The organism is Streptomyces sp. SID5910 (assembly GCF_009862125.1).
Lineage (GTDB): Bacteria > Actinomycetota > Actinomycetes > Streptomycetales > Streptomycetaceae > Streptomyces.
Map to the genome: position 1 here is coordinate 1 of NZ_WWHX01000800.1, position 9,883 is coordinate 9,883.

General features: G+C 74.8%; 10 protein-coding genes and 1 pseudogene. 5 read left to right on the plus strand and 6 right to left on the minus strand.

What is annotated here, in order from left to right:
* Positions 1-382 (plus strand): annotated as a pseudogene (locus GTW67_RS28095) (hypothetical protein); the annotation flags it as partial.
* A gap of 67 nt (positions 383-449) precedes the next feature.
* Here the strand turns inward: GTW67_RS28095 and GTW67_RS28100 are convergent.
* From GTW67_RS28100 to GTW67_RS28110, 3 genes are read right to left on the minus strand one after another with little or no spacing between them, the layout of a single operon-like run.
* Positions 450-2,579 carry a xanthine dehydrogenase family protein molybdopterin-binding subunit gene (locus GTW67_RS28100; RefSeq protein ID WP_161167569.1) on the minus strand — a complete coding sequence of 710 codons (2,130 nt, stop codon included), beginning with the start codon at positions 2,577-2,579 and terminating at the stop codon, positions 450-452.
* A gap of 25 nt (positions 2,580-2,604) precedes the next feature.
* Positions 2,605-3,597, minus strand: coding sequence for an FAD binding domain-containing protein (locus GTW67_RS28105; RefSeq protein WP_161167570.1), 993 nt, complete (start codon positions 3,595-3,597; stop codon positions 2,605-2,607).
* On the minus strand, positions 3,594-4,160 hold the full coding sequence (locus tag GTW67_RS28110) for a (2Fe-2S)-binding protein (RefSeq protein ID WP_161167571.1): 567 nt from the start codon (positions 4,158-4,160) through the stop codon (positions 3,594-3,596). Before GTW67_RS28110 ends, GTW67_RS28105 begins: the two co-directional genes overlap by 4 nt.
* Positions 4,161-4,299: 139 nt before the next feature.
* On the opposite strand from GTW67_RS28110, the gene GTW67_RS28115 reads away from it, so the two are divergent.
* Positions 4,300-4,992 carry a maleylpyruvate isomerase N-terminal domain-containing protein gene (locus tag GTW67_RS28115; RefSeq protein WP_237519066.1) on the plus strand — a complete coding sequence of 231 codons (693 nt, stop codon included), beginning with the start codon at positions 4,300-4,302 and terminating at the stop codon, positions 4,990-4,992.
* On the opposite strand, the gene GTW67_RS28120 is transcribed toward GTW67_RS28115, so the two are convergent.
* On the minus strand, positions 4,985-6,094 hold the full coding sequence (locus GTW67_RS28120) for a hypothetical protein (RefSeq protein WP_161167572.1): 1,110 nt from the start codon (positions 6,092-6,094) through the stop codon (positions 4,985-4,987). The genes GTW67_RS28115 and GTW67_RS28120 overlap by 8 nt on opposite strands.
* A gap of 194 nt (positions 6,095-6,288) precedes the next feature.
* Here GTW67_RS28120 and GTW67_RS28125 point away from each other — a divergent pair, with 194 nt between their 5' ends.
* Positions 6,289-7,083 (plus strand): SDR family NAD(P)-dependent oxidoreductase, encoded by a 795-nt coding sequence (locus GTW67_RS28125; protein ID WP_161167573.1) that lies wholly within the window; start codon positions 6,289-6,291, stop codon positions 7,081-7,083.
* Between the two features lie 12 nt (positions 7,084-7,095).
* Here the strand turns inward: GTW67_RS28125 and GTW67_RS28130 are convergent, their stop codons facing one another.
* Together GTW67_RS28130 and GTW67_RS28135 are read right to left on the minus strand one after the other, a co-directional pair.
* A complete protein-coding gene (locus GTW67_RS28130; RefSeq protein WP_237519067.1) occupies positions 7,096-7,467 on the minus strand; it encodes a hypothetical protein in 372 nt (123 codons plus the stop codon).
* 39 nt (positions 7,468-7,506) lie between these two features.
* Positions 7,507-8,610, minus strand: coding sequence for a YhjD/YihY/BrkB family envelope integrity protein (locus tag GTW67_RS28135; RefSeq protein WP_524539833.1), 1,104 nt, complete (start codon positions 8,608-8,610; stop codon positions 7,507-7,509).
* A 313-nt stretch (positions 8,611-8,923) separates the two neighbouring features.
* Between GTW67_RS28135 and GTW67_RS28140 the strand changes: the two genes are divergently transcribed.
* A complete protein-coding gene (locus tag GTW67_RS28140; RefSeq protein WP_161167574.1) occupies positions 8,924-9,319 on the plus strand; it encodes a hypothetical protein in 396 nt (131 codons plus the stop codon).
* A partial coding sequence (locus GTW67_RS28145) for a hypothetical protein (RefSeq protein WP_237519069.1) occupies positions 9,316-9,883 on the plus strand: 568 nt, incomplete at its 3' end. The genes GTW67_RS28140 and GTW67_RS28145, both read left to right, overlap by 4 nt.

The following is a 9,883-nucleotide window of genomic DNA, read 5'->3' on the forward strand; positions in this document are numbered from 1 at the left end:
CGGCTGCGGCGTGGCCTACTTCCCGCTGCAACAGGGCGAGGCGTCCGTCCGCGGCTACGCCTTCGCGCTCGGCTTCTCGGCGCTCTGCCTGGTCGTCGCCCTGGCCCTGACCGTGCGCGCGGCCGTGCCCGTGCTCGCCGTGGCGGTCGTGCTGCCGGCGGCGCTGGCCGCGGCCAAGCTGTACGGCACCGCCGCCCCTTCGCTGGAGATGTCCCGGACGGTCGACCTCACGCTGGCGCCCACCTGGGTCGCCGTGGGCGTCGCCGTACTGACGTCACTGGTCGCCCTGACGGCACTGTGCGTGCGGGTCGCCGCGCAGGCACCCGCCAGGAGCCGGGCGGCGTCCCGCCCGGTCACCGGGGCGCGCCGCGCCGCGGACTGACCGTCCCGTCACCCGGCCCACCGCGGTCCGCGCCGGACGCCCGGCACCGGACCGCGGTGGGCCGCCGTCACGTCCCCAGCATGCCCGCGGGGTGCTCGTGCGCGAGCAGCCCGGTGAGCACCAGGTCGGGCGTGAGCGGGAGTTCCCGGAAACGGATGCCGGTGGCGTGGTGGACCGCGTTGCCGACGGCCGCCGCCGCACCGACGATGCCGATCTCGCCGATCCCCTTGCTGCCCATGGGGTTGAGGTGTTCGTCCTCCTCGTCCACCCAGTACGCCTCCACGGACGCGACATCGGCGTGCGCGGGCACGTGGTACGACGCGAGATCGGACTGGACGAAGTCGCCGAACGCCGGGTCGAGCGTGCTGTCCTCGGCCAGCGCCATGCCCAGGCCCATCGTCATCCCGCCGACGAACTGCGAGCGCGCCGTACGGGAGTTGAGGATGTGCCCGGCGGCGAAGACGCCCAGCATCCGCCTCACCCGCACCTCGCCGGTGACCGTGTCGACGGTGACCTCGGCGAAGTGCGCCCCGAACGCGTGCCGCGCGTAAGGGACCTCGGCGTCGGCGGTGCCCGTGGTGTCGGCCTCGGCCACGAGGCCCTCGTCGGGCAGCGGCCCCACGGGACCCTCCAGACGCTCGGCCAGCCGCGCGCACGCCTCGTGCACGGCCCAGCCCCAGGACGCGGTGCCGGACGAGCCGCCCGCCACCGGCGCGAAGCCGAAGTCGCTGTTCGCCACCTCGATGCGGACCCGGTCCAGGGGCACGCCGAGCGCGTCGGCCGCGATCTGCGCGCACACCGTCCGCGCCCCGGTGCCGATGTCCGTGGCGTTGACCCGCACCAGGAAGCCGCCGTCGGGCAGCGCCCGGGCCGAGGCACGGCAGGGCGCGGCCATCACCGGATAGGTGGCGGCGGCCACCCCGCTGCCCACCAGCAGGGGGCCCTCGGCGCGCGACCCCGGGCGCGGATCGCGCTCCGCCCAGCCGAACCGGCGCGCGCCCTCGCGCAGGCACTCCACGAGGTGCCGGCTGCTGAAGGGCCTGCCGCTCTCGGGTTCGGCCTCCGGCTCGTTGAGGATCCGCAGCTCCACCGGGTCGACGCCGAGCCGGACGGCGAGCTCGTCCATCGCCGACTCCAGCGCGTACATGCCGGGGCACTCGCCGGGGGCGCGCATCCAGGACGGCGTGGGCACGTCCAGGGGCACCACGCGATGCAGCGTGCGCAGGGCGGGAGTGCCGTACATGACGCGTGCCGGGACCGCCGCCTGCTCCACGAACTCCTTCACCCGCGAGGTGTACGTCGTCGCCTCGTGGGACAGCGACGTGAGCCGCCCCTCGGGGCCGGCGCCGAGGCGCAGCCGGTGCAGGGTCGACGCGCGGTGGCCGACGACGGTGGGCAGGTAGCGGCGCGGCAGCGCCACGGTGACGGGCCGGCCGGTGTGCAGCGCCGCCATCACGGCCAGGACCACGTCGGGACGCGGGGTGCCCTTGGAGCCGAAACCGCCGCCCACGTGCTCGGCGAGGACCGTGATCCGGTCCTCGGTCAGCCCGAACAGCGCGGCGAGTTCCTTCCGCACGGCGGTGCTGCCCTGGCTGGAGGAGTGCACGGTCAGCCGCTCGCCGTCCCACACCGCGGTGCTGCTGTGCGGCTCCATGGGCTGGTTGTGCAGCGGCGGCACCTCGTACGCCACGTCGACCCGGACCGGCGAGGCGGCGAAGGCGCCTTCGGCGTCGCCCTCCTCGGTGACGGCCGGGAAGCCCCCGTTGGCCGTCTCGGGGACGTAGGCCCCGGGGTGGTCGACGGTGAGCGTCACGTCGTGGCTCTCGGCCTCGTAGGTGACGCGGACGGCGGCGGCACCGGCCCGGGCCGCCTCCAGCGTCTCGCCCACCACCAGGCCCACGAACCAGCCCCGGTGCGGCACGTGCGGGCTCTGGAGCAGGGCGAGCGTGGGATCGTCGGGCTCTCCCAGCCGGGGCGCGTTCTCGTGCGTGAGCACCGCGAGCACGCCGGGCAGGGCGAGCGCGGGCCCGGGGTCCACGCCGGTGACCCGGCCGCGCGCGACGGCCGCGGGCACGGGCCAGGCCTGGGCGCGGCCGGGGAATTCGTACTCGGCGGCGTACCGGGCGGTGCCGGTGACCTTCTCCCGCCCCTCCCGGCGCTCGGCGGGAGCGCCCAGGACGGTCTCGGTGCCGGTCATGGAGTCCTCCTCGTGGACGCCGGTGTCAGGTGGTCGCGGGCGGCGCCAGCCGGCCCAGTACGTCCAGGGCGAGCCGGCGGGCCAGCGGCACCTTGTAGGCGTTGTCCCGCAGCGGCTCGGCCGCCTCCAGCTCCAGATCGACGGCGTGCTCGAACGCGGCCGTCGTGGGCGCCGCGCCGAGCAGCGCCTCCTCGGCCCGCCGGGCCCGCCAGGGCCGGTGCGCGAGCGCGCCGAACGCGATGCCGGCCCGGTCCACCACGCCGTCCGCGAGATGCAGCACGACGGCGACGGAGGCCAGCGCGAAGGCGTACGACGCCCGGTCCCGGGCCTTGCGGTAGGCCGACGGCAGCCCCGCTGTGGCGGCCGGCAGGACCACGCCGGTGATCAGCTCGCCGGGGTGGATCTCCGTGTCCCGCTCGGGATGCTGCCCCGGCAGCCGGTGGAAGTCGGCGGCGGGCACGCGCCGGGCGCCCTCGGGGCCCCGCAGTTCCACGTGTGCGTCCAGCGCGGCGAGCGCCACCGCCATGTCCGAGGGGTGCGTGGCGATGCACTGGTCGGAATAGCCCAGCACCGCGTGGTCGCGGTGCACGCCCTCCAGCGCGCCGCAGCCGGTGCCGGGCTCACGCTTGTTGCAGGGCTTGGACACGTCCTGGAAGTAGGGGCAGCGGGTGCGCTGGAGCAGGTTGCCGCCGGTGGTCGCGGCGTTCCGCAACTGCCCCGAGGCGCCCGCCAGCAGGGCCTGCGACAGCGCCGGGTAGCGGTCCCGCACGGCGGGGTGGGCGGCGAGGTCGCTGTTGCGGACCATCGCGCCGACCCGCAGCGAGCCGTCGGGCAGCTCCTCGACCGCGTCCAGCGGCAGCCGGGTGACGTCGACGAGCGCGGCGGGCGTCTCCACGCCGAGCTTCATCAGGTCGACCAGGTTGGTGCCGCCGCCGAGGTAGCGGGCGCCGGGGTGGGTGGCGAACGCGTCGGTGGCCTCCTCGACGCTGCCCGCCCGTACGTAGGCGAAGGGCTTCACGGGATCACGTCCTCGACCGCGTCGGCGATGCGCGGATACGCCCCGCACCGGCACAGGTTGCCGCTGAGCCGCTCCCGGATCTCGTCCCGGTCCAGCGGCACGGGCTCGCCGGACGGTGCCGCCGGGTCCGTGACGTGGGAGGGATGGCCGGCCTCGGCCTCGGCGAGCGCGCCGACCGCGGAGCAGATCTGGCCGGGGGTGCAGTAGCCGCACTGGAAGGCGTCGCGGTCCAGGAACGCGCGCTGGAGCGGGTGGAGTTCCTCGCCGTCCCCGGCGAGGCCCTCGACGGTGGTGACCTCGCAGCCGTCCAGGGCGACGGCCAGCTGGAGGCAGCTGTTGACGCGCCGGCCGTCCACCAGGACCGTGCAGGCGCCGCACTGGCCGTGGTCGCAGCCCTTCTTGGCGCCCGCGAGCCCCAGGTCCTCCCGCAGGAGGTCCAGCAGGACGCGGCGGTGGTCGACGGTGAGAGTGTGGGGTTTGCCGTTGACCCGCAGGGTGGTGTCCGAGCGAGGGGGCCCGGACGTGCGGGAATCGGGGGAGGCACTCCGGTGCTGGCTGTCCATGGCGTCGCTGACCTTCCGGGACGGGCCGTGCTGCTGTGCAGACCGCGTATCCACGTCGCGCCGACTGACACATGAGGGTGCCCTCAGTAGGTGACCGTGCGCCGCCGTTACCGGGGCGGCACACGCCTAGGGTGTCGCCATGACCATGCGATCCGAACACCGTACGGACCTGGATCCGGCCCGCGTCGTGCGGGACTCCTACGGAGCGCTGGCGGAGGTCGTCCGCCCGCTCGGCGACGAGGAGTCCTGGCTGCCGACCGACTGCACCGGCTGGGCGGTGCGCGATCTGGTGTTTCACCTGCTCGGGGACGCCCAGCGGGCCCTGGTGGCGCTGCACACCCCCGCCGTGGAGCAGCCCGACCGGAACGCCGTGACCTACTGGCGGGACTGGGCGCCCGACCCCGTCGGCGCGGCCCACGGGCGGCGCTGGAACCGGGTCGCCGGCAGCATGTTCCTCGACTTCGCGCAGTTGAAGGAGTCGTATCTGGAGACGGCGGAGGCCACCGCGACGGCCGCGGCGACGGCTGATCCCCGCCGCCCGGTGCGCACCCAGGGGCATGTGCTGACCGCCGGGGACCTGCTGACGACCCTCGGCGTCGAGGCGACCGTCCACCACCTCGACCTGACCGTCTCCCTGGCCGACGCCCCCGGACCGTCACCGGCCGGGCTGGCCGCGGTCCGCGCCACCCTCGACGGTCTCCTGGGCCACCCGGTCCCGTCGGCCTGGAGCGACGAGCACTACGCCCGTGCCGCCACCGGACGCACCGGCCTCACCGACGACGAACGGCAGGCCCTGGGACCCGACGCGGACCGCTTCCCGCTCTTCAGCTGACCGGCACGCGCCGGGCGGCGCGCCTGGACCGTTCCCGTGTGCGGGTCAGCCCGCGCAGCGGGGACGGCGCCGGCGTCTCGGACGGCGGCGGCCCGGCCGGGGCCTGCCCGGCGGACTCCCGGTACGCGGCCAGCGCCTCGGACGCGCGTTCGGCCGCCTCCCGGTACAGGTCCCGGGACTGCGTCATGGCCTCCAGCGCCTCGGCGTACATGGCCACCAGCTTGCGCGCGCGGGCCAGCTCCTCCTCCAGCGTCAGCAGCCGCCACTCCTCCCGCAGCGCCCTCAGCGCCTCCTCGGCGCCGTCCACGAGCGGCCGGGGCAGCTCCGCGTAGGCCGTCACCGCCGCGATGAGGTCGACGGGCTCGGTGCCGTCCAGGAAGACGCTGCGGACGGAGAAGTCCTGGGCCTCGTAGCCGGCCGGTGCCGGGGTGCCGGGCAGGATCACCGCGCCGCCGCGCGGCACCTGGACGCCGAAGTCCTCCAGGGCCCAGTTGACGACCCGCAGCTGCTGCGGCGCCGCGCGGTGCTCGACCACGCGGTGGCGCAGACTCGCGGGCAGCCGCTCCGCCAGCGGCACCCGGCCGCGGTGGTCGGGGGTCATCGCCTCGTGCACGACGACGTGGATGTTCCACGCCCCGCGCCCGGCCTCCTTGATCAGCCGCCGTACGGCCTTGTCGTCGTCCGGCAGGGTGTTGATCCCCCGCAGCCGCAGCCCGGTGGCGATGTCGCGGTCCCAGGTGACGTCGGGGTCCTCGGGCCAGAACATCGTCGCGGGCGACGGCCAGGCCAGGTCCCAGGCCTCCTCGGCCTCCGCGAGCAGCGTCCAGTCCTGCCCGCCCGCCGAGCCGGGCGACAGCGTCAGCCGGGCCCGCACGGTGACGGCACCGCCGGCCTTCCAGCGTGCTTCGAAGATCCGTACGCCGGGTGCGCCGCCCTCGGCCGGATCCTCGGGCAGCTCCTGGAAGTCGTCCAGGACGTGGCCGTCCTTGAGCCGTCGCAGGGTGCGCCGGACGGTGTCCTCCGCGGCGGAACCGACGTGGCGGCCGCGAGCCGGCCACACCGTGGGCGGAAACGTGGGGCGGGCGGTGGAAGAGGTCGGCATGAGTCCATCTGTGAGGCGGGAACAGGGGCGAAAGGCCAGTATCCCGCCGCGGGCCGCCGGAGATCACCCGGGGTCCGCCGACCGGGCGTGCCGCGTACCGCGCCCGGCGCGGCCCTCCGGTGCCGGAGGCGGATCGTGGGCGAGGCTGGGCAGGAGAACGGCGGAAGACCGCACGGACGACAGGGAGTGACCCGATGAACCTCGACCTCGGCGGGCGGACCGCGCTGGTGACCGGCTCCTCGCAGGGCATCGGAGCGGCCATCGCCGCCCAGCTGGCCCGGGCCGGTGCCACGGTGGGCGTCAACGGGCGCGACACCGCCCGGCTGGAGGAGAGCGTCGGCGAGCTGAGGGCCGCGGTGCCCGACGGCGCGTTCGTGGCCGTCGCCGCCGACCTCGGCACCGAGGAGGGCGCCGAGCAGGCCGTCCGGACCCTGCCCGACGTGGACATCCTGGTCAACAACCTCGGCATCTTCGGCGCCAGGCCCGCGCTGGAGATCAGCGACGACGAGTGGCGCCGCTACTTCGAGATCAACGTCCTCGCCGGCGTCAGGCTGACGCGCGCCCATCTCCCCCGAATGAGGGAACGGGGCTGGGGCCGGGTGCTGTACATCGCGAGCGACTCGGCCGTGGTGATCCCGGCCGAGATGATCCACTACGGCGTCTCCAAGACGGCTCTGCTCGGGGTGAGCCGCGGCTTCGCCAAGGAGGCGGCCGGCAGCGGCGTCACGGTGAACTCCGTCATCGCCGGGCCGACCCACACCGAGGGCGTCGAGGACTTCGTGTACCAGCTGGTCGACCGCGACCTGCCCTGGGAGGAGGCGCAGCGCGTCTTCATGCGCGAACACCGCCCGCAGTCGCTGCTCCAGCGGCTGATCGAGCCCGAGGAGATCGCCAACCTGGTGGTCTACCTCAGCTCGGAGCAGGCGTCCGCCACGACCGGCGCGGCGGTACGGGTCGACGGGGGATACGTCGACTCGATCCTCCCGTAGGCCACGCGCGCGTCAGCGCTTCTCGTTCTTCCGGGGCGTCCGGGGCTCGCGTCCGCCGACGACGTCCGTGACCCCGGACTCGTCGGCCGTGTCGTCACCGGCCCGGGGCGTGCTCCGGCCGCCGGGCTGCCCGCCGCCCGTGGTGCCGTAGCCGCCCGGCACTCCGGGCACGCTCTCGGCGTCGGCCTGCTCACGGCTGATGTGCCGGGTGGCCCGCACGTTGGCGTGCCGCTCCGGATACGGATAGTCGAAGGGCCGGGCCGCGGCGCGCTCCTCGTCGGCCCGCTCGGCCCGGGCCGCGTCCTGCGCCTCTCGGCGTTCGCGGGCTTCTCGGGGTTCTTGGGGTTCTTGGTGTTCCTGGGGTTCTGGAGTGCCATGGTTCATGGCCTCCGCGTACCCCTGGGGCGCGGAGGCCATGTGGCGTCACTCGTCCGGTGACTCCGCGCGCCGCCGGTCCGCGTCGTCCCAGGCCCGCGTGTCGCGCGGCTCGACATAGGGCTCGTCCTCGGGCGGATGACCGCCGTCGATGACGCGCTGCCGGGCCAGCTCGGCGTCGAACTCCAGACCGAGGAGGATCGCCAGGTTCGTCACCCACAGCCACACCAGGAAGATGATGACGCCCGCCAGCGTGCCGTACGTCTTGTTGTACGAGCCGAAGTTCGCCACGTAGAAGGCGAACCCGACGGAGGCCAGCAGCCAGACCAGCAGGGCGATCACGCTGCCCGGCGTGATCCACTTGAAGCCCCGCACCCGGGCGTTCGGGGTGGCCCAGTACAGGACCGCGATCATGATGGTGACGAGCAGCACCAGGACGGGCCACTTGGCAATGGACCACACGGTCAGCGCGGTGTCGCCGACGCCGAGCGCGGTGCCCGCCTGCCGGGCCAGACTGCCGGTGAACACCACGATGAGCGCGCTGACCACGGCGAGCACGAGCAGCACCACGGTCAGCGCCACCCGCAGCGGCAGCACCTTCCACACCGGCCGCCCCTCGGGCACGTCGTAGACCGCGTTGGCGGCGCGGATGAACGCGGCCACGTAGCCGGACGCCGACCAGACGGCACCGAGCACACCGACCACCGCAAGCACGGAGCCGAGGCCGGCCTTGGCCTGGAGCTGTTTCACCGCGTCGGTGATGACGTCCCGCGCGGACCCGGGGGCGAGCTTCTGGATGTTGTCCAGGACCTCCTGGGTGGCGGACTGCCCGGCGATGCCGAGCAGGGACACCAGCACCAGCAGGGCCGGGAACAGCGCCAGGATCCCGTAGTAGGTCAGGGCGGCGGCGCGGTCGGTGAGTTCGTCGTCCTTGAACTCGGACAGCACACGCCGCAGCAGCGCCTTCCACGAGCGCTTGGGCAGGTCCGTGGGCGAGTCGGGGGCGGCCCGCTCGGTGGAGGCGCCCGGACCGAAGTCCTCCGGCGCCTTGCCCTCCGTCGCGCTGTGCCGGTCCGGTGTGTGCTTCCCGTCGTGGGAAGGGGGCTGTTCTGGCATGTCCGCCGGGTTGCCCGTCCGGCCGTGTCCACGCATGCGCGCCCGCGTCCGCGCCGGTGCGCGGGTGCGCGCACCGGGTGTGCGGCGCGCGCCCGGAGCCGCGCCGTTCACTCGTGGCGGCGGGCCGGGGACCGCTCGCACCATGGTCCGTGCGGACAGGTCCCGCCCACCATCCGCACCGGGGCGCGGGCCTGCCCGCGCCCCCTCCCTCGCGGGCCGAAACGTCGCAGTATGCCGCACCGAGGGCACGTTCCTCTGGAAAATGCCAAAGCGCTCACCGGATCCGTGCACCTTCCGTAGTGTCGTCGTCACGTTCGCGGTACAGCCGTGCAGGGGGAGGGGATCCGGCGTGCCCGGAATCGACGAGAGTCTGCTGGAAGCCATGCGGCTGCCCGGCGCCCGGGGCGCTTCGCTGGTCGACTGGATCAGCGGGCTCGCCCTCGGCGCGGTGGGTGACGCGCCGGGCGGCGACCCGGAGGCGACGGCCGCGGAGACGGCCGAACTCGCCCGGCACGTCGCGGAGAGCGGTTCCCTGGCACCGGCCGGCGAGGCCGCCGCGGAGAAGGAACCGCCGGTCGAGGACATGATCGTCACGACGGCGGACTCCTACCACCTGCTCCGCTTCGTCAGCACCCCCTTCGACAGCACCGTCTTCCTCCACCTCTGGCTGGACCGCAACGACGGCAATCTCGCCCTGGCCCGCATCCGGCTCGCCGAGATGGCGGACCGCCTGGTGCTCGGATGACCGCGGCGATGACGGCGTGGACCGAGCACGGGACGACGTCCGAGGCCCTCGGCACCCTGGCGGCCGAAGGCGCCACCGGCGCCCTGTCCGGCGAACGGGGCATCGTCTACCTCTCCGCCGGCCGCGTCGTGCACGTGGAGTCGGCCCTCACCCCGGACCTCGGCGCGCTGCTCACCCGCAGCGGCGCCGTCCCGACCGACGGCTGGTGGGAGGCGGTCGACCGGGGCGGGGTCCAGCACCGGGTCGGACACCGGCTGGTGGACAGCGGCCGGCTCGCCGCCGGCGCCCTGGAGGTCTGCCACCTGGGCGCGCTCTTCGACGCCGCGTACTTCGTGCTCGCCCACGACACGCGCGCGCACCGCTTCCGGCCCGGCGCCCTGCACTGGCTCGGCGCGGTGCGGTCCGTGCCCGTCGACACCGTCGTACGGGAGTCGCGCCGCCGCCGCGATCTGCTGGAGCGCATCTGGCCGGACCCCGACATCGACGTCGTGCCGCTCACCCGGGTGCCCGGCGCCGGCACCGGCGACCTGCCGGCCCGGCGCAGCCGGACCCTGACCCAGGTCA

Excerpts from the sequence above, each read along its gene's own strand:
- GTW67_RS28120 (WP_161167572.1), bottom strand. The coding sequence starts at position 6,094 with ATGCCGACCTCTTCCACCGCCCGCCCCACGTTTCCGCCCACGGTGTGG.
- GTW67_RS28100 (WP_161167569.1), bottom strand. The coding sequence starts at position 2,579 with ATGACCGGCACCGAGACCGTCCTGGGCGCTCCCGCCGAGCGCCGGGAG.
- GTW67_RS28110 (WP_161167571.1), bottom strand. The coding sequence starts at position 4,160 with ATGGACAGCCAGCACCGGAGTGCCTCCCCCGATTCCCGCACGTCCGGG.
- GTW67_RS28125 (WP_161167573.1), top strand. The coding sequence starts at position 6,289 with ATGAACCTCGACCTCGGCGGGCGGACCGCGCTGGTGACCGGCTCCTCG.
- GTW67_RS28115 (WP_237519066.1), top strand. The coding sequence starts at position 4,300 with ATGACCATGCGATCCGAACACCGTACGGACCTGGATCCGGCCCGCGTC.
- GTW67_RS28130 (WP_237519067.1), bottom strand. The coding sequence starts at position 7,467 with ATGAACCATGGCACTCCAGAACCCCAGGAACACCAAGAACCCCAAGAA.
- GTW67_RS28135 (WP_524539833.1), bottom strand. The coding sequence starts at position 8,610 with ATGCGTGGACACGGCCGGACGGGCAACCCGGCGGACATGCCAGAACAG.